Raw genomic sequence first — 17206 nt, 5'->3', positions numbered from 1 at the left:
TGCCCCCACCTTCCCCGATTTCCTCTCTTACCTTCCTAAGAGGTACTTCTGAATTCTTCCTCCTCTTCGAAGTACCCGGCTTTGCTTGGCATAAGAACCAACTTGATCTGCCAAAAGCTCAGCACCAGCAATAACATCGAAGCAGCAACAATACTGTACCGAACTGGAATGATATCACCTGTAAAACCAATCAATAAAATAAAGATGACTTGAAGGACACTTTGAAAGATTCCGTATATGCTGGAGATCCTCCCCATCATTTTCACCGGAACGTTATTTTGATAAAAAGTCATAAACCCAGTACCAGAAAAGGAGTTGAAAAATCCTAACACCATAAATCCAATGGCTACGGTCCAGAATGATACGGAAAAAGCATAGACTAAATAGCCAACCGATACCAGCAAATACCCGCTTGTCATTAGAGCTTTTATAGACAATTTTTCAGCCACAAGCGAAACAGTGGCCGCTCCTAAAATAGAACCTACTCCTGTAAGACTTATGAGCAAGCCGTAGTCTGTTTCAGATAGGTGTAATACCTGTTGAGTAAAGACCACCTCTTGAGCATCCATGCCAAGGGCAACAATCATAAATAGTTGAGCTAAGAAGTACACTTTTACAACAAAGAGGTTGCTCTGACTGAAGCTAAACACTTCTTTCCAATCGCTTCTCAACATGGTCAAACTAAATTTATGTACAGTTTGTTCATCCTCCGTCTTCACGTTTGGTAATAAATACATCATAATACCAGAAACAACAAAAGAAAAAGCATTCAGCCAAATGGATATATGTACAGTGGTTATGAGCAGTAGTGCTCCAGAGACAGCCGGGCCGATCAAAAAGGCACTTGAAGTAATCAAACTTCTAAAAGAATTGAATTGTTTCCGCCCCTTCTCAGGAACAACATTTGTAATATAGGTAATGGCTGCCGGTTCAAAGAACGCTTTTGAAATGGAGAGGAAAAATAGGCACACATAGATCGGCCAAATCAAGTTGAAGAAAGGAATGATCGCAACTAAAACTGCACGAATGAGGTCTGTGCCAATCATTATTCTTCGAATGTTCAAACGATCGATCATACTTCCAGACCAAAATTTCGTGACCATCGAAGCGATCGGTCCGATAATCCATAATCCAGCTACTGCAGCAGCTGACCCTGTTAGTTTTAAAACTAAAACATTTATGGCAACGAGATAAATAAAGTCCCCTAGAGTAGATATGCCCAATCCAAACAGTAGCAAAAACGAATTCTTCTTTTGGGAGAAGCTTGGTTGACTAATAATAACACCCCGCTTAAGAATTCCTTCTACAAAAATTGGAAATAACCTGCGGATATGAATAGTTGTCACAAAACCTTCATAACTAAAAAAAGTACACCTCCGTTCAGCAAGCTTCCGTACTCCTGGTCTGAAGATGAATCTCCTGAAAAATTGTATATTTTTTATTTTTCCACTTGTATAACAGGTAAATGACCTGCTAAAATTAGGGAACATTTGTTAATGATTACCAAACAAAAGTGTATGAGGATGCTAGTATGGATTGATCTTTCTAAAAGGAAGCAGTCTTCTCGTTATACTTCTATCAGTCTCATCTTTTATGGTTTTATCATGAACCTCTGCACGCAAAGCTCCGTATTCTATGAAACTATCATTTCCCATTGATGTTGAACGTTAAATCTATAGGAACTCTTTTATGCCTCTTTATAAATATATTTGATTAGCAACGAACAGAAAATGTTTCGGCTCTTGAACTTCCGTCATTATTAAGCCCTTTTAAATTTTAACCAAGGGATTAAAAGTTGCATCATCACTATTTTAAGGAGGCATACAAAAGATGAGATCTGTAGGTGTAAGCTTAGTTATTCTTGCAGCTATATGCTGGGGAGTTAGTGGAGGAATTGCAGATATCTTAATGAATAAGGGGTGGGATCCTATTGTGATCTCACTCTATCGTGGGGCTGTTGGCTTTGTATGTTTTTTTGTATGGTTTCTTTTAAGCATTAAACAAAACTGGAGCTCCTCCACTCCAATATACATATGGTCCTTATTGGCTGGCGTAGGTGTGGCCGGGAATTTCACTTTTTATTTTCTTACCATCCAGGCTTCAAGTGTGGCTGTTGCTTCTACTTTAATGTACACAGCACCGGTTTTCGTCCTTGTCATCTCTTTTTTATTACGAATTGAACGTTCGACTTGGTTTAAATGGGGATGCATATTAGGAGTGCTTATGGGGATTATTCTGCTTACAGGTGCTTACAACACCGATTCGATATCCGTGGGTATTCTAGGGGTGGCATTCGGGCTTGCTGCTGGCCTTTCCTATGCATTATTTATCTTCGGATTTAAAAACGCCTCTTCCATCGGCAAGCCACAAACCACTTTAACCACCGCATTCTTCTCATTCTGTCTTATCCTTTTGCTTATCGCGGACATGGGTGAAGTCGCTAGAGTGATGACCTCAAACGACATAGGCTGGTTTCTTTTATTGGGGATATTGGGTGCTGGGATTTCGTTCATCTTCTATGTAATCGGCATTCAGTGGACGGCTCCAACGACAGCTTCAATGGTCGCTATGGTTGAGCCTGTTACCGCTTCATTATTTGGCTTTCTGCTAATCGGAGACCACTTGACCCTCATTCAACTTATTGGAATGGTGCTCATCCTGTTTACGGTTATCGTACTTAGCGTGAAGAAGCCTCCTCACCCTCAAAGGGAAAGGGAAACGAAAGCGGTATAATATACACGTTCTTCCACATCCCTGATCCGTTAGCTCAATAAGCGGTAGCTACCGTACAACTAGCGCGCCTTATCTTGAAGATTCAGTATGTATGTAAATAGATATAGCCTTTTTCATGTTTGCCAATATCGATATCATACCCATACCCAGCAATGTGAACCTAATTTCTACACTCAGTGTACCAAGGAATAAAACAATGATAGAGATGTAAATAACCGTAACAAATGCCATTAGTATTTGTACGCTATAACTTTTTTTAACCTGTTGGTAATGGCAATTTCCCTCTGCTAGTTTTAGGATAACCTTCGATATTTTGTTTATGGGCTATATCATCACCCAATTCAGCTTCAATACTATCTATTTTCTCGAAACTGAGTCTTCCAGAATACTGCCCGATTCTTAAAAACTCAATTTCGAAATAAATCCGATTAACTACCCACTTATCCTTCGCAAAAGAAAACCTCTCCTAAGAAATATGATTCAATGTCAGAAGACCACTGAAACCAGCTCTCCACCTGTGAGTGCTTATACATACGGACAAGCGCCCCTTGCATATCTTCATAAAAAAGCACAAAAAGGAGGGGCGAAATGATCATACACGCTGTAGAAAATGGTGACACCCTATGGAAAATCGCCCAGCGATATGGAGCCGATATCAATCAAATCATACTTTTGAACCAACTGAACAATCCAGATGTGGTCGTGATCGGTCAGGCGCTCGTCATCCCCGAGCCGAATAAAGAATATGTCGTCCAGCCAGGAGACAATCTATGGAACATTGCGAACCGCTACGGTGTTCGTGTACAGGACCTTGCTGAGAAAAACAACATCGCGAATCCAGCGCTCATTTTTGTCGGGCAAATGCTCCTTCTTCCTTTTACGAACTATACGGTACAGGCAGGCGACAGCCTCTGGAAAATCGCCAACCAGTTTGGCGTATCTGTTTCTGAGATTGCGGAAGCAAATGGCATTGAGAACCCATCGCTCATTTCTGTCGGTATGACACTCGCCATCCCTTCCCCTCTTCGTCCTGTGAAAGAAATCAACGCTTACATCACGAGAACGAATGCAGAAGGAGCAAGGGAAGTAAACACTCTCGGCAGCCATTTCACCTATCTCTCTCCTTTCACACGCACCATCCAGACAGATGGAAACCTGACAGATTTGGATGACGCAGCGGTTTTACAGGCGGCCGCTGCCCAAAACATATCCCCGTTGCTGGTGGTCACTAATTTCGTCGGAGGCAGCTTCGATTCAGATCTTGCAGCCACTTTTTTACGAAACCCTGGGATTCAGGATACCTTTATCGAAAACCTATTGGAACAGATGCGTGCGAAAGGCTATTCAGGAGTAAACTTCGACTTTGAATATGTGTATCCGGAAGATAAAGAAAATTACAATGCTTTCCTTAGAAAAGTCGTCGGCCGTTTGCGTCCGGAAGGTTTCAGCGTCTCCACCGCCCTCGCGCCAAAAGTACGCGAAGATCAGCAAGGACTGCTCTATGAGGCCCATGATTATGAAGCCCATGGGGACATTGTTGATTTCGTTGTGCTCATGACATATGAATGGGGCTGGTCAGGAGGAAGACCGTGGGCCATCGCACCAATCAACAAGGTCCGTGAAGTGCTCGATTACGCCGTCACCGTCATTCCTCGTGATAAAATTCTGATGGGAATGCCTTTGTATGGACGTGAATGGGAAATCCCATGGGTGCAGGGCACATACGCCCGAACGGTCAACCCACAGGAAGCGATCCAACTCGCTGCAAAATACGGGGTTCCCATCCAATACAATGAAGAATATCAATCGCCTTTTTTCCGATATACCGATGAAAGTGGGCAGGAGCATGAAGTTTGGTTTGAAGACGCAAGGAGTGTGCAGGCTAAATATGATACGCTCGAAGAGTACGGTCTGAGAGGCGCAAGCTACTGGGTTCTAGGGAGCCCCTTCCCACAAAATTGGCCGGTCCTTCAGCGCAATTTTAAAGTGAAAAAAATGTGAAGCCTCCTTTCTTATGGAGGCCTTCTTTTTACTCTAGTATTTTCAAAGTAAATCCACCCGCTTCTACTTTTCTCTTTCTCCCGTCCACATCTACGATATAAATGAACGGCTCATCCGTGGGATGGATCTCCCCCACCTTTTGATCTCGTTCTTTGAAAAATGCGTGGATTTCACGTTCGTCCTCAGGGTCTACCTTAGAAATGTCATCCACTTCCTTTTCATATGTAAAATTATACTCTTCAGCTTCATGATCCGTACCTTGATCATGAATCCCCTGCAATAAATGGACAGCTTCCGCAAAACCTAAAAACAGAACCCCCATCACGAGGCTTCTGGTTAAAACACTAATCCCCTGAACCCCTGTCCCAAACCTGTGGTCTAGAATAATGACAAAGAACGCAATCACTCCAAGGCCCATGATCCCAAACGCACAATAAGTCAATAGCTTTGCGATTCTATTGGATCTTTTCAATGGTCTATCCCTCCCTTCTCCCTGTTTCCGCCACCCAGCTTTTTTACCACGACCTCCTGGCCTTATTTAGAGACTATCTTCTTGCGCAAGCAACGTTGAATTGTTCGTTATTATTTTTTCTCCCACTTAATGAACAAACATAGTAGAAATAAAAAAGCCAAGCGGAATCGCCACGTCTTATTCAAAATGAACCTCCTTACTCTTTCTTCTCAGCGAGCAATTCCTTGATTTCTTGTAAATGTACAATTTGCTCATCTTGCTTATCTGTTATCCGCTTCGTCATTCTTTCCAACGTTTTTGTGATTGACCACAAGGAAAGAATGATGATCAAACTTATGAAAACAGCCACTTGTTCACCCTCCTTCTCATTCTTTTACGGTGCGGAATTTTATAAGTTTCATAAAAAAGGAGGCCTTTTTCCCATCAAGGGATTATAGTAAAATAATAGCCATACAAAAACCAGGAGGATCTCATGAATAAAAAAGAAGGACTCGTCATTTCCTTGATTCTACTTTCCTTTGCCGGCCTGTTTATATGGTACAGCTCGGGAGCGAAATCACTCACAGGACAGTCCAAAAGTTGGTCAGGTCAATATGTAGGTGATGAAGAAAACGGAACCATGTTCAGAGAACTCATCCTTACATACACGGGTGATTCGGATATTGACGACCTCCCTGTTACCTACACAGTGGACACAGAATCCACGTGGGGAGGGAAAGAGATCCACTGGAAAGGAACGAAGCGGCTATCCGGCCAACAACTATACCTGGAGTCGAAATGTAATGATTGTCGCATCGCACTCAAAAGTGATATGACGATCACCTTACAATGGGAAGATAAACAGGAAAAACTCGTGTTGTCCAAATAAAACGTCTAGAGAGTTTTCTCTAGACGTTTCTTCAGTTGCTTCAGATTCAGAATCTCATTATTCCTTATTTCGTAAAGTCTCCTGCTCTTTCCTAACATTCTCTTTGTGAAAAGGAGAATTCAAGTCCTCATCCACTACACTGAACACATTTTGATCGGGATCAAAAAAGTCAAAATGCTTCATCCCACCAAACTCTTGAATGTCCGTCGTCTCAACCCCTGCATCATTCAACCTCTTGAAAGCGGCTTTGATATCATTGACAACAAAATTGAAATAACTATTCTTTTCGCTCTTGTTTATTTCGAATTCTGTAGGCTGTGGATGGGAAACTTCAATCAGTCCGAACTGCACGGAGCCTTGAGGAAAGAAAAACCCCGCGCCCCCTTCCCATGAGTCGATTTCCTGTACATCCAAGTGTTCCTCATACCATCTTTTCGATTTCTCAAGGTTTGTCACCGGGACAAACACACTCCCCAATTGAAACATGCTTAACTCCTCCTTTTTTTTCACACATAAAACCACATACAGTAAACCTCAGACGAAGCAAACGTCCTTATGTATTTCCCTGCTGCTCTTGATCATTTCCAACCTTGATTTTCAGTAAAAGCACCGTCGTATCTTGCTTGATCATACGCTTTACTTGTGCCGCATTCTGCAAATCAAAAGCTTCCATCGTACCTGAAGATGACTGACGATAAGCTCCCAATAAGACTTCTTCGCCTAATGCAAGCTTTATTCCTTCTTCCCCAATGGCATATTCCCATGTACTGATTCCCGGGTCATTCAGAGGAAGCGGACTCTCCCTTGGCATTAAAGATACACCTGGAGCATACAAGTGCAGCAACGCCCCATCTCCCCCGTCTCTAATGATTCCGATTCCCATCTGCCCTTTTTCAGTTTGATCTGGATTTTTCCCATAGGAAATTTCAACTAATGGTTCTTCTATTTTCTTACCATCGTGATAGCCTTCCACCCAGACTCTTACCCATCGTTCACCTGCTTTTGGGAGCGTGAATTCAAAATCGTGGATTTGACCTATTCCTAGATCCTTGTAGGTCTTTTCATAATCCGATTCAGGATTCGCTTTAATAGAGGGATCCGTTCCCCCGGCCACCGCACAGCCGGATAAGATGAACAAAACGACAAGGATAAAGACCTTTTTCATGCTTCACCTCCTTTCTTTAGGGGTGACCCAGCGACGACTCAGGAATATAAAAAAGAGAAGTGCGATCACAAATCCACCCATGACCAACACCCCTAAGTTTTCATTGAACGTCTCTTTGGCTGCATGCGTCTTAGGTTCTGGGATCGGCTCTTTACGATCTTCCACATAACTCAAATGCTCAACCGTATTTCCTGCCGCTGCAGGCTCCCACCCGTATTCCCCTTTATCCAACCAGAGTTCAATTTCGTCTCCTTCATATATATCCATCTTACTTCCGCCTGCCATGGCGACCCATGAGGGAATGTACGTGTAAAACACTTCTATGGAACGCTCGCGATTTATTGTACCGGGAGCCTTCCTATATTCCTGCACGCTCAAGCGCATTTTTCTTAATTGCTTAGGAGAGTTATCTGTAGATAAGTCTTTCACGAGTACATCGCTCTCCACACTTCCGATGACATGCAGAGGAGCTTCCCTCTTAATCCCTTCCACTTCTTCAGGATCCATCGCGCCATAAGCTGTATCGGGCATTAAAATAAGAATCATACAAAACAACAGCAGTGGATGAAAAGACCGGCTTTCCAAAAGGCTCCCCCCTTCCAGTTAAAAACTGTTATATTCATTGTCCCACTTTCTTTATTTTATGTAAATTATATCCAATCCTTTTATTATCCTATAAATGGTGAAAGGAGTTGTAAAATGAAGAAAGAAGATATAAAATCCATATATAAATTGATATCCTTACCTGAAGGAGTATTTATATATGATCAAGACCCTAAAAACTAAATTCAATCAATACTTTGACCGTTTGACTCCTTTTCAGGTGATCGTATTGTTCTACGCTTCCGCTGTTATCGTTTCAACGATTCTCGTAAGCCTTCCATTTCTACATAAAGAAGGAGTAGAACTCAGTTTTATTGATTCTTTGTTCACTGCTGTAAGTGCCGTCAGCGTGACAGGGCTTACTGTTGTATCAACTGCTGACACGTTCAATACACCGGGATATTTTGTCCTCATGTTTATCCTCCAGTTCGGAGGCATCGGCGTTATGACGCTGGGAACGTTCATCTGGCTGATGCTCGGAAAAAAAATTGGTTTGAAAAGAAGACAACTCATTAAAACAGACCAGAACCGCTCTACGTTTGCAGGAATGGTCAAACTGATCAAGCAAATCCTATTGATTATTCTTTTGATTGAAATAGTAGGTGCAATCATTTTAAGCATTTACTTTACTCAATACTTCCCTACAATAGGGGAAGCTGTTGTCCAAGGAATGTTCGCCTCCGTCAGTGCAACTACAAATGCAGGCTTTGATATCACTGGTGTTTCTCTCGTGATGTTTGAAAATGATTATTTCGTCCAATTCATTAACATGCTTTTATTGACTCTTGGTGCGATTGGTTTTCCTGTTCTTATTGAAATTAAAGATTACCTCACTCATCAACAGAAAAACGTCATCCACTTTTCACTGTTTGCTAAATTGACATCCGTCACATTTGGGGCCCTTGTGGTGGTGGGGACGGTTCTTATTTATATATTGGACAGAAATCATTTTTTCGCAGACAAGTCCTGGCATGAGGCTCTTTTTTTCTCCCTCTTCCAATCCGTAACCACACGGAACGGTGGACTTGCGACTATGGATGTGGCGGAATTCAGCGTACCGACTTTGCTCGTCATTTGTATCCTCATGTTCATAGGCGCGTCTCCAAGTAGTGTAGGAGGAGGAATTAGGACGACAACCTTTGCGATTAGTTTGTTAAGCGTCATCTCATACGCTCGAGGGAAAAGTCATGTGCGTGTATTCAGGCGTGAAATCGATCCGGATGATATCTTCCGTTCGTTCATCGTCATTAATACAGCCATTGCGATTACAGGCATCGCGGTGATTTTATTGAATTATTTCGAACCGCAGTTTTCTTTGATGCAGATTTTATTTGAAGCGTGTTCGGCATTTGGTACGACCGGGCTGTCGATGGGCATCACCCCTGACTTGCATACAGCCGGTAAAATCATTATCATCACTCTCATGTTTATCGGAAGGATCGGCATTTTTTCCTTCTTGTTCATCATTAGAGGGAAAGGCATCAAAGACAAATATCATTATCCGAAAGAACCGATGATTATCGGCTAACAGGAGGAAACCAACGATGAAGAAAACATTTGCTGTTGTAGGACTCGGCCGTTTCGGCGGGAGTATTTGCAGGGAACTGAGCCGCGAAGGCATGGAAGTGCTTGCTTTAGACCTTGATGAAAACAAAGTCAATGAATACCGGGACATCGTCTCTCACGCTGTCATGGCTGATTCTACCGATGAACTCGTACTCAAAGAGTTGGGGTTCAGGAATATTGATCACGTCATCGTAGCGATCGGTGATAACATCCAAGCAAGCATGCTGACGACATTAATTTTAAAAGAGATGGGCATAAGCATGATCACCGTCAAAGCCCAGAACGATTACCACGAAAAAATATTGAACAAAATCGGGGCCGACCAAGTCGTCCACCCAGAAAGAGATATGGGAAAACGTATCGCTCATCACATCATATCTGATAATATTCTTGATTATATCGAGCTATCGGATGACCACAGCGTCGTCGAGGTAAAAGCAGGAAGGAAGATGAGTGGAAAGACGTTGATCGATTTAGATATCCGCGCCCAGTACGGGTGTAACATCGTAGCGATCAAACGCGGAAAAGATGTCATCGTCTCCCCAATGGCTACCGAACAAGTGAATGCCAGCGACATTCTGATTGTCATCGGAGCCGATAAAGACGTCAACCGTTTCGAAAAAAACCTCGTCGTCGAGGATTAATAAAAGCAGCAGCTGTCTGACAGCTGCTGCTTTTTTTCATGATTGAATATCGCTTGAGTGATGCGTGTGACCACTCCGTAAACAAGGCGGAACATAATTGGAAACATAACAAGAACCATAATGAAACTGAGCCAAAATTCTCCGTCACCAGTTAAAATAGCTGCGGTCAACAAAAAGACAGCAGCGATTATGTACATCCAAACGGCCATCCAATAATACAAAGTCATAAGCTTTGATTTCCTGTAAGGGTGACCAAACAAAAACGGAATGATGCTTTTCATCAAACATTTCCTCCAATATTACAAACCAAACGCTTCTTGAATCTTCTTTGCAACAGTTTCTGAATGGATCCATTCTTTTATAGGCTTTGATTATAGTTAGGTTATGGATCGATTTGATATGCTCTTGCTATTGGCTTATTTCGGTATTTCTTTGATTATCTTAGACCTCATTTGGTTTTTTTTATTCACGCTCCTCTTCACCTTGAGTCTATTACTTGTCACTCCACTTGAAGTAACGGGAAGCTAGCACAATCGAAACGACTGCAATTGCTAGTAGGATCCCGACTTCAAAGCCGAATTCAGAGATCGGAGCCTCATTCCAAGTTCCACGCAGCAACTGAATGACATAATACAAAGGCAAAACTTTCGCTACGTACTGAAGAATCGTTGGCATCATCTCCAGCGGAAAGGTGGCACCAGATAGAAAAAGCATCAAGTTTAGAAAAAGCGAACTGATGGCTGCTGCCGACTGAGTGTTTTTAGCCAGAGAAGTAACGAACAGCGCAAAAGGGAAAAACGCAAGAATGCTGATGAATAGAGCCAAAAGCGTACTCCCGATATACATCGGGGGCTGAAGGTCGTACATGACCATTCCGAAAATCATAAGCAATAGGGCAGAAATGATGAAGATTACTGTTCCCTGCATCGTGTGAGCGGCGAGGATCTTCCACGGTTGAAGGGGAGTCGATTGATACCTGCGGAGTACACCGGTTTCACGGTAACCTGCGAGAACGGTACCTAAAGTGAAAAACGAAGTGGTGACAATATTGACACCGATCCAAGACGGGATGAAGACTTCAGCAAAGGTAAAAGGACCAGCCATGTCGCCGCTGAACATCGAACCGAACAACCAGATCATCACAACTGGAAATAGGAACGTCCAGAAAACACTGAGACGATCACGGAAAAACATTTTCGTTTCCAAGTTTGCTAGTTTTACAACGGTATTCATCCAGTTTTCTCCTTTTCTAAATATTGAACGAACAAGTCATCCAGCGATCCTCGATCAAATTTGAAGTTCTTCAATTCGATATTCTCTTCATGGCAGTATGTGAAAATTTGATAAGCGGTATGTTGGAGGTCCTCACTGAACACTTTGAAATCGGCTTCGTCTTTTTCCACCCGAACCACATCACTCAGCGTTAACAGGTACTCATAGGACATTCGTTCACTTTCAAACCCGATATAATGGGTCGCCACATCATCCAGTAGAGCATCCGGATTGTTCAATGCCTTCAGCTCCCCGCTATAGATCATCGCAACACGATCGCAAAGCTTTTCCGCTTCCTCCATGTAATGGGTTGTCACAACGATCGTGCTGCCATTATCTCTTAAGGTGCGGATCATCCCCCACATTTCGCGTCTTGCATGTGGATCGAGGCCCATACTCGGTTCATCCAGAAACAACAGTTCAGGCTGGTGCAGCGTAGCCAAAGCAAGGGTGACCCGCTGTTTCCAACCACCAGAAAGATCTTCGAAATGGACATTAAGTTTCTCACCAAGACCGAGCATATCAATCAATTGATCCTTTTGTGTTTTTCCTTTATAAAAGCTTGAAAATAAATCCAGCGCTTCTTTCACCTTCATCTTCTTCTGAATAGAGGTAGCCTGGAACTGCACCCCAATCCTTCGATTCAGTTCGCGCAGTTGTTTCTCAGGATTCAGCCCAAGTACTTCCACTTCACCTGACGTTGGTTTCTGAATCCCTTCTAAAATCTCAAGGGTCGTCGTTTTTCCTGCTCCATTCGGGCCGATGATGCCGAAGATTTCTCCTTTTCTTACCGTAAATGAAAGGTTCTTAACCGCTTGAGTGGTGCCGAACGACTTGGATAAGTTTTCAACCTGGATGACGTGTTCGATGATGACCGCTCCCTTCTGCTAAGCTTTATATATGTATGTTCGTGTGCAGAGTTATTTTTCCTCTTTTTTAAAAGTTTTCTTTATTCCAAGTCCTATTAGGGTACCAATGAGGCCGCCGATCCCCAGATTAATGAAAAGACTCCAGTCTAAGTTCCCACCATTCCATAGACTTATAATGAATATTCCTGCAAGAACACCGACCATCCAGCCAATCCAGGACTTAAAGAATCTTTTAATAAAAGTACCCCCATCCCATTCGGTATGTATTTTAGTTTTTATTATCCACTATGGGGTTTTGATATGGTTGATAAAGCAGAAACATCCAACTCTTCACTTTCAATGACAATCGCTGTCAAACCGGCTTCCGTTTTCGTTTCATGCCACTCGCCTTTTTCCCAATAGACGGCATCCCCACTACTTACAGGAGTAACCCTCTTCTCTTCACCTTTGACCATCCCTTCTCCTTCGACCACAAGCAATAGCTGAGGAACGACAGCTTGATGGTAACCGATCACTCCATGTTCTTCTAAATGCATGCATCCGATATGAACGTCTTTTTGAGTCTTGGTTATGCGTGACATGATGAAATCCGATTGGAACTTTTCAACCTTTTTACCCGTTTCTTTTTTAAATGAGTAAATATCCATGTTTACCTCCTGATCAAGTTTGATGAATGAATAAGCTTCTTATGAGTTCATCCAGACGATTGGGAAGCCGCCGGCATATACCTCGTATAATACGCGCCTAACATGAGGAGGAAAATCGTGAGGACCCAACTAATGATGCCAAGACCATCCAACCAGTAAGCCACAAGGTTCAGTACAGCAATGGCGTAGAAGCAGATAGACGTGAGGGCTGTTTTCCATCCCTTCACTCCTGCCTTCTTACGCTTATGTACAAATACAGCCACCGATACAAAGAGCCCTAGAAGAAACAAGCTTGAGAGAAGTATTTTCACCAAAATCAATCCTTTCTTCTTTCTTAATAATTTTCCATATAAGCCGTAAACTGAATGGAAAATCCGATTAGAAGCAGAATGCCTACAAGAAGACAACCGATATGGATCACTCTCTGAAATAACGTTTCTTCCTTCACTTTTTTAATCGTCACAAGCGGCAGTAATGTCAAGAGAACGCCAAATAGTAAAGCTAAATCCATAACTAATCCCCCTTATTATTGAAATAAATGATGAAACAAACGATCTTTATCATCAAAAAACTGCTTCATGATGGTGTAGTGGTTCGTCGCTTCAAGCGAGGTCTCCTTCATTCCGTTTTCCGTCAACTCCATGATTTTTGCATCAGGATAGGCCATCAACAACGGAGAGTGTGTGGAGATAATAAACTGGGAGCCTTCAACAACAAGGTCATGAATTCTTCGAAGCATCGACATTTGCCGTAGAGGAGAAAGAGCAGCTTCCGGCTCATCGAGAATGTATAATCCTTTTCCTTGGAAGCGCTCGGTGAACGCTGCAAAAAAAGATTCGCCATGTGACTGCTCATGCAGCGATTTTCCTCCGAACGAATCGATGATCTTCCTTCCACCTATCTCTCTATCCAGTTCTTCAATGTTCGTCGCGACATTATAAAAACTTTCAGCTCGGAAGAAGAAGGAATCCTTCGGTCTATGCACTCCTTTGGCGAGACGGAGATATTCATCTAAATTCGAGTGGGAGTCATAGCTGGAAAAATTGAAGTTAAGTGTCCCGCCCTCCGGATTAAAACCGAGCGCAATCGCCATCCCTTCAAGCAAGGTCGATTTCCCCATCCCGTTTTCACCGATGAGATAGGTGACATTCGGATGTAGTTGTAACCGTTCAAAATTTCGAATCACGGGGAGATTGAGTGGGAAATTCCTGTAGGACTGTATTTTTTCACTCTTTAATTCAATGGAACGAATATACTGGGTATGGCTATTTAGTTTTGTCATTCTACCACCTCTAAAAATAAATGTTTTGCCTATTTTTGATCAATGCTTTTAAGATGATGATGGCTCCCGCAGAAACGAAGAACATAAGAATCATGTTTTCCGTTGATTCATGAACAACTCTTATGTTTGCAAGAATCATGCTTGCATATAAGATAAATTTCATCACATCATGCTTCTCCTTTTACTTCCTAAGCTGTCGATCGGTCGGCATGACCATCGCGGCTATAATGTAAATAAGCCACGTCAATCCTCCTGTGAAAAATCCAGATACCACCACAATAATCCTCAGGATGCTTACGTCAATGTTATACGTTTCACTTAGACCGCCGAGAACTCCAGACAATTGGCTGTCATTTGTAGAGCGATATAATTTCTTCAAATTCGTCTCTCCTCCTTCATCATTATTCAAAGATCCACTCAAAAAATGTGATTACGTAGTACATACTGAAAAAATACAATACTTGAAACCCTAAAGATAATAGTAGTACCGCTACCACACGTTTCATCGTAGGTTGTTTCAACTGAATGAAATATCCGAGTCCCCAGATCACATAGACCAGTAGAATACTAAGGTTTTCACCTACATACGGATCATCCTGTTCTACGAAGTGAGTACCGAAATAAAGAAGAAATCCCCAGGCTAATAAAAGTACGAATAAAATCAGATTTGTCATATGAATCTTTTGACGAATGGTCACCACTCCCTTCCTTAAGGTTCACTGATTCCCATCGCAAGAAGAAGAAAACCCATAACAATCAAAACACCGCCGTTCAATACGAACCCAGCCGTACCTGCGATGATTTTTTTAGATAGCACCGCACAGACGATGCCTATGATGGAAAGGGAACTTTCAACGGCCACCACCAATGGCAGATTGACGTTTGGCCCTCGCAGCAATAGAAACAAAATAAAATTAACGATAACCATCCCTAAGGACATCCAAGCCCACTTGTTCATGATTCGTCTCTCCTTCCTTTACAAAATGAACTTCGTTTTTCCTTCCTGTGTACCATTGATAGGCTGTTTCCGCCCAGTGTGCTGGGACATCCGCCATCGACGTATGCCGGACAGGGTTCGCCTGATTGACTGTATTGATGGACGCAAGCCCCAATAACTTTTGAAAGAGTGTTTGTGAAGCTTCCAACTCAATGATTCTACTTCTTTTAGACAAAAAGAGACTTGTGGTAAATCCTCCGGTACGAAACTGAATGTAATGATCATGAATAACATAATTAGAATGGTAAAAGTTCAGAGCACGTGAAGCCATGATGAGCACCAACAAAATGACGGAAAAAACCCACCAGGCTGATGATAGACCGAACGGTTCAGGTTTTAAGTAGAAAAGGGCTCCTGTCGAAATCATCCAAAGCCAGCTCGGCTTCAGCATCTGAATCCAAAATGCTTCCCTTGGCAATCGTTCCATTTGTTTTGATAATTGATAATCCGGAAGTAATTCCTCTATTAGGGAACAGGCACGCCTCACAGGCAGGAATGGATAAAGCGCGCTTACTTCCGATTCCTCTCCATTCCCTCCAGCACAAACCAATTTCACTGTGGCAAGCCCCATCATCCGTTTCATAAACGATTGTTCAATAAGAATCGCCTGAACTTTGTCTTTTGAGATCGATATATAATTCTCATCCACCATGCCTTTAGTAATGAAAATCGTTTCTTTATCAGAGGCAATTTCATATTTCCCGTATTTTACAACCGTCCTCACAATCCCAAACCCACCTGAGAGTAAGACAAATAGAATGGTAGTCGTCACAAGCATCGTCGTCGATCCAAACAGGAAAGAAAGGAAACCATCCACTTGTTTTTCAAAATGAAAGTCATCTAACTTCGACAATAATGAACCGAGAATAGGAAGGAATGCTAAAAAACTGAGAGATGCAAACGCCGCCTTCATGATTTCCTTTTTTGTTGGAGTGAAATGCACCGTTTTTTTGGAAGCTGGTTGATTTGTTACTTTCTCATCCTCCACCTTCTCTTCTTCAAATACCGGAAGCTCAGTTTCTTGTGCAGCTTCTTCTACGCGAATAACAGGGGTAGACGTCTTTCCTTGAACTTTCGTCTCAATCGACGCTGCTTCTTCCTTCCTCAACACAGGGAAGCGGATTGAATGATCTTTCCCTTGCACACTCGTTTTCAACGTTACTGAAGTCATACCCAGTATCCGGTGGAACCATTTCGTCTCCTTTTGTACATTTTGAATCTTAGTATAGGGAACCGTTTGCTGATTCCTCACGAAAAAGTTACGCGTTATATGTAAAGACGCCACATCTAATTGATATGTACGGGAATACCATTTAATTGGAATACAAAGCACGGTCAACAAAAACAAACCAACGACAGCATAACGTCCATACACGAAAAGCCAAGCTTCAGAACCAGCTTTTACTACAAAGAAAAGGATAAAAAAGAACAGACTATTTTTAATCAGATTCCCTAATTCATAGACCATCATTAGGGGATGGTTTCGTTTTCTACTCATATCTCCACCTCCTCCACTTTGGCATACACAGCAATTCGATCTCTTAATTCAAACGCTTTCGCCCTAGGCAAGGCTGGAATTTCATGATCGGATCCCACCGTATTTATTTTGACAGAATAGAGATTGTACTTTTTAAGTAAGGGACCCTGGTGAGTCGAAACCGATTGGATTTTTGTCATAGGTATGATGTGATGCTGTTCATGCAGGGCTCCAGATTTCAGTTGCAAATATTCTTCATTGACGTCATACCGCCAGTGCTTATATAACAAGGAAGCTCTATAGAATGACCAGATGGTTGATAAAATGGAAAGCACCGTAAGAGCAATAAGGAGCCATTCAACCCAGTCGGGCCAGGAAAAATAATGATCTGTGACGAACAGCGCTGCAAGAATCACGAAACCAATCAGATTCCCTATGGTTTCACTAATGATCCATACTTTCACACTGTCCTTCGATAATTGTTGTTTGGGAACTTCCATTAACGCCTGCATTTCCATCTCTCCTCATAAGCTTATGATGTAAGAAAGTGTCATTTCTTCCACTATCTTATACGACTGTGCATCCAAACGGTTTCATAATTTCCGTGTCG

General features: G+C 42.4%; 24 protein-coding genes. 5 read left to right on the top strand and 19 right to left on the bottom strand.

The annotated features are described in order from the left end of the window. Positions 1–35 precede the first annotated feature (35 nt). A complete protein-coding gene (locus tag BLS23_RS02060) occupies positions 36–1238 on the bottom strand; it encodes an MFS transporter (RefSeq protein ID WP_244157032.1) in 1203 nt (400 codons plus the stop codon). A 592-nt stretch (positions 1239–1830) separates the two neighbouring features. On the opposite strand from BLS23_RS02060, the gene BLS23_RS02055 reads away from it, so the two are divergent. Next, complete coding sequence (locus BLS23_RS02055; RefSeq protein WP_089650865.1) at positions 1831–2733, top strand: DMT family transporter; 903 nt, start codon at positions 1831–1833, stop codon at positions 2731–2733. A gap of 588 nt (positions 2734–3321) precedes the next feature. Continuing rightward, positions 3322–4734 (top strand): glycoside hydrolase family 18 protein, encoded by a 1413-nt coding sequence (locus tag BLS23_RS02050; RefSeq protein ID WP_089650864.1) that lies wholly within the window; start codon positions 3322–3324, stop codon positions 4732–4734. Between the two features lie 28 nt (positions 4735–4762). Here the strand turns inward: BLS23_RS02050 and BLS23_RS02045 are convergent, their stop codons facing one another. Both BLS23_RS02045 and BLS23_RS21630 read right to left on the bottom strand, forming a co-directional pair. Further along, positions 4763–5206 (bottom strand): hypothetical protein, encoded by a 444-nt coding sequence (locus BLS23_RS02045; RefSeq protein WP_089650863.1) that lies wholly within the window; start codon positions 5204–5206, stop codon positions 4763–4765. A gap of 196 nt (positions 5207–5402) precedes the next feature. Then, the gene (locus BLS23_RS21630; RefSeq protein ID WP_167355977.1) at positions 5403–5555 is read right to left on the bottom strand and encodes a hypothetical protein; all 153 of its coding nucleotides are present in this window, start codon (positions 5553–5555) and stop codon (positions 5403–5405) included. 123 nt (positions 5556–5678) lie between these two features. Between BLS23_RS21630 and BLS23_RS02040 the strand changes: the two genes are divergently transcribed. Further along, complete coding sequence (locus BLS23_RS02040; protein WP_089650862.1) at positions 5679–6074, top strand: hypothetical protein; 396 nt, start codon at positions 5679–5681, stop codon at positions 6072–6074. A 57-nt stretch (positions 6075–6131) separates the two neighbouring features. Here the strand turns inward: BLS23_RS02040 and BLS23_RS02035 are convergent, their stop codons facing one another. From BLS23_RS02035 to BLS23_RS02025, 3 genes are all read right to left on the bottom strand, one after another. Continuing rightward, positions 6132–6560: a VOC family protein gene (locus BLS23_RS02035; protein ID WP_089650861.1), complete on the bottom strand. Its 429-nt coding sequence runs from the start codon at positions 6558–6560 to the stop codon at positions 6132–6134. A 67-nt stretch (positions 6561–6627) separates the two neighbouring features. Continuing rightward, on the bottom strand, positions 6628–7239 hold the full coding sequence (locus tag BLS23_RS02030; RefSeq protein WP_089650860.1) for a hypothetical protein: 612 nt from the start codon (positions 7237–7239) through the stop codon (positions 6628–6630). 3 nt (positions 7240–7242) lie between these two features. Next, entirely contained in the window at positions 7243–7824 is a 582-nt protein-coding gene (locus tag BLS23_RS02025; protein ID WP_089650859.1) for a hypothetical protein, read from the bottom strand. Between the two features lie 178 nt (positions 7825–8002). Here BLS23_RS02025 and BLS23_RS02020 point away from each other — a divergent pair, with 178 nt between their 5' ends. Together BLS23_RS02020 and BLS23_RS02015 are read left to right on the top strand one after the other, a co-directional pair. After that, a complete protein-coding gene (locus tag BLS23_RS02020) occupies positions 8003–9370 on the top strand; it encodes a TrkH family potassium uptake protein (RefSeq protein ID WP_089650858.1) in 1368 nt (455 codons plus the stop codon). A 16-nt stretch (positions 9371–9386) separates the two neighbouring features. Next, a complete protein-coding gene (locus BLS23_RS02015; protein WP_089650857.1) occupies positions 9387–10052 on the top strand; it encodes a potassium channel family protein in 666 nt (221 codons plus the stop codon). Here the strand turns inward: BLS23_RS02015 and BLS23_RS02010 are convergent. The 13 genes from BLS23_RS02010 to BLS23_RS01960 all read right to left on the bottom strand — a co-directional run bounded on the left by BLS23_RS02010 (position 10049) and on the right by BLS23_RS01960 (position 17108). After that, positions 10049–10333 (bottom strand): hypothetical protein, encoded by a 285-nt coding sequence (locus BLS23_RS02010; RefSeq protein WP_089650856.1) that lies wholly within the window; start codon positions 10331–10333, stop codon positions 10049–10051. The genes BLS23_RS02015 and BLS23_RS02010 overlap by 4 nt on opposite strands. Positions 10334–10544: 211 nt before the next feature. Then, complete coding sequence (locus BLS23_RS02005) at positions 10545–11285, bottom strand: ABC transporter permease (RefSeq protein WP_089650855.1); 741 nt, start codon at positions 11283–11285, stop codon at positions 10545–10547. Next, positions 11282–12193 (bottom strand): ABC transporter ATP-binding protein, encoded by a 912-nt coding sequence (locus BLS23_RS02000; protein WP_089650854.1) that lies wholly within the window; start codon positions 12191–12193, stop codon positions 11282–11284. The genes BLS23_RS02005 and BLS23_RS02000 overlap by 4 nt, the downstream gene beginning before the upstream one ends. A 278-nt stretch (positions 12194–12471) precedes the next feature. Then, a complete protein-coding gene (locus BLS23_RS01995) occupies positions 12472–12840 on the bottom strand; it encodes a cupin domain-containing protein (protein ID WP_089650853.1) in 369 nt (122 codons plus the stop codon). 47 nt (positions 12841–12887) lie between these two features. Further along, the gene (locus tag BLS23_RS01990) at positions 12888–13151 is read right to left on the bottom strand and encodes a hypothetical protein (protein ID WP_089650852.1); all 264 of its coding nucleotides are present in this window, start codon (positions 13149–13151) and stop codon (positions 12888–12890) included. A gap of 23 nt (positions 13152–13174) precedes the next feature. Beyond that, the gene (locus tag BLS23_RS21625) at positions 13175–13351 is read right to left on the bottom strand and encodes a hypothetical protein (protein ID WP_167355976.1); all 177 of its coding nucleotides are present in this window, start codon (positions 13349–13351) and stop codon (positions 13175–13177) included. Positions 13352–13366: 15 nt separating this feature from the next. Next, positions 13367–14122 (bottom strand): AAA family ATPase, encoded by a 756-nt coding sequence (locus tag BLS23_RS01985; protein ID WP_089650851.1) that lies wholly within the window; start codon positions 14120–14122, stop codon positions 13367–13369. 10 nt (positions 14123–14132) lie between these two features. Further along, positions 14133–14288, bottom strand: a complete 156-nt coding sequence (locus tag BLS23_RS21620) for a hypothetical protein (protein WP_167355975.1) — start codon at positions 14286–14288, stop codon at positions 14133–14135. A gap of 15 nt (positions 14289–14303) precedes the next feature. Then, positions 14304–14501, bottom strand: coding sequence for a PspC domain-containing protein (locus tag BLS23_RS01980; RefSeq protein WP_089650850.1), 198 nt, complete (start codon positions 14499–14501; stop codon positions 14304–14306). A 22-nt stretch (positions 14502–14523) separates the two neighbouring features. Then, complete coding sequence (locus BLS23_RS01975) at positions 14524–14820, bottom strand: hypothetical protein (RefSeq protein ID WP_089650849.1); 297 nt, start codon at positions 14818–14820, stop codon at positions 14524–14526. An 11-nt stretch (positions 14821–14831) separates the two neighbouring features. Beyond that, on the bottom strand, positions 14832–15080 hold the full coding sequence (locus BLS23_RS01970; RefSeq protein WP_089650848.1) for a hypothetical protein: 249 nt from the start codon (positions 15078–15080) through the stop codon (positions 14832–14834). Further along, the gene (locus BLS23_RS01965; protein WP_089650847.1) at positions 15037–16617 is read right to left on the bottom strand and encodes a PH domain-containing protein; all 1581 of its coding nucleotides are present in this window, start codon (positions 16615–16617) and stop codon (positions 15037–15039) included. Before BLS23_RS01965 ends, BLS23_RS01970 begins: the two co-directional genes overlap by 44 nt. Next, a complete protein-coding gene (locus BLS23_RS01960) occupies positions 16614–17108 on the bottom strand; it encodes a PH domain-containing protein (RefSeq protein WP_089650846.1) in 495 nt (164 codons plus the stop codon). Before BLS23_RS01960 ends, BLS23_RS01965 begins: the two co-directional genes overlap by 4 nt. Between the last annotated feature and the right edge of the window lie 98 nt (positions 17109–17206).

It is taken from the genome of Halobacillus aidingensis, from assembly GCF_900104185.1.
GTDB classification, from domain to species: Bacteria; Bacillota; Bacilli; order Bacillales; family Halobacillaceae; genus Halobacillus; species Halobacillus aidingensis.
The sequence above is the reverse complement of the archived record's forward strand: the minus strand, read 5'-3'. Positions and strand labels throughout refer to the sequence as shown.

What these genes read in the sequence shown, in the direction of transcription:
- BLS23_RS02055 (WP_089650865.1), top strand. Translation starts at nt 1,831, where the DNA reads ATGAGATCTGTAGGTGTAAGCTTAGTTATTCTTGCAGCTATATGCTGG.
- BLS23_RS02050 (WP_089650864.1), top strand. Translation starts at nt 3,322, where the DNA reads ATGATCATACACGCTGTAGAAAATGGTGACACCCTATGGAAAATCGCC.
- BLS23_RS02040 (WP_089650862.1), top strand. Translation starts at nt 5,679, where the DNA reads ATGAATAAAAAAGAAGGACTCGTCATTTCCTTGATTCTACTTTCCTTT.
- BLS23_RS02035 (WP_089650861.1), bottom strand. Translation starts at nt 6,560, where the DNA reads ATGTTTCAATTGGGGAGTGTGTTTGTCCCGGTGACAAACCTTGAGAAA.
- BLS23_RS02030 (WP_089650860.1), bottom strand. Translation starts at nt 7,239, where the DNA reads ATGAAAAAGGTCTTTATCCTTGTCGTTTTGTTCATCTTATCCGGCTGT.
- BLS23_RS02020 (WP_089650858.1), top strand. Translation starts at nt 8,003, where the DNA reads ATGATCAAGACCCTAAAAACTAAATTCAATCAATACTTTGACCGTTTG.
- BLS23_RS02015 (WP_089650857.1), top strand. Translation starts at nt 9,387, where the DNA reads ATGAAGAAAACATTTGCTGTTGTAGGACTCGGCCGTTTCGGCGGGAGT.
- BLS23_RS02010 (WP_089650856.1), bottom strand. Translation starts at nt 10,333, where the DNA reads ATGAAAAGCATCATTCCGTTTTTGTTTGGTCACCCTTACAGGAAATCA.
- BLS23_RS02005 (WP_089650855.1), bottom strand. Translation starts at nt 11,285, where the DNA reads ATGAATACCGTTGTAAAACTAGCAAACTTGGAAACGAAAATGTTTTTC.
- BLS23_RS01995 (WP_089650853.1), bottom strand. Translation starts at nt 12,840, where the DNA reads ATGGATATTTACTCATTTAAAAAAGAAACGGGTAAAAAGGTTGAAAAG.
- BLS23_RS21625 (WP_167355976.1), bottom strand. Translation starts at nt 13,351, where the DNA reads ATGGATTTAGCTTTACTATTTGGCGTTCTCTTGACATTACTGCCGCTT.
- BLS23_RS01985 (WP_089650851.1), bottom strand. Translation starts at nt 14,122, where the DNA reads ATGACAAAACTAAATAGCCATACCCAGTATATTCGTTCCATTGAATTA.
- BLS23_RS01970 (WP_089650848.1), bottom strand. Translation starts at nt 15,080, where the DNA reads ATGAACAAGTGGGCTTGGATGTCCTTAGGGATGGTTATCGTTAATTTT.
- BLS23_RS01965 (WP_089650847.1), bottom strand. Translation starts at nt 16,617, where the DNA reads ATGAGTAGAAAACGAAACCATCCCCTAATGATGGTCTATGAATTAGGG.
- BLS23_RS01960 (WP_089650846.1), bottom strand. Translation starts at nt 17,108, where the DNA reads ATGCAGGCGTTAATGGAAGTTCCCAAACAACAATTATCGAAGGACAGT.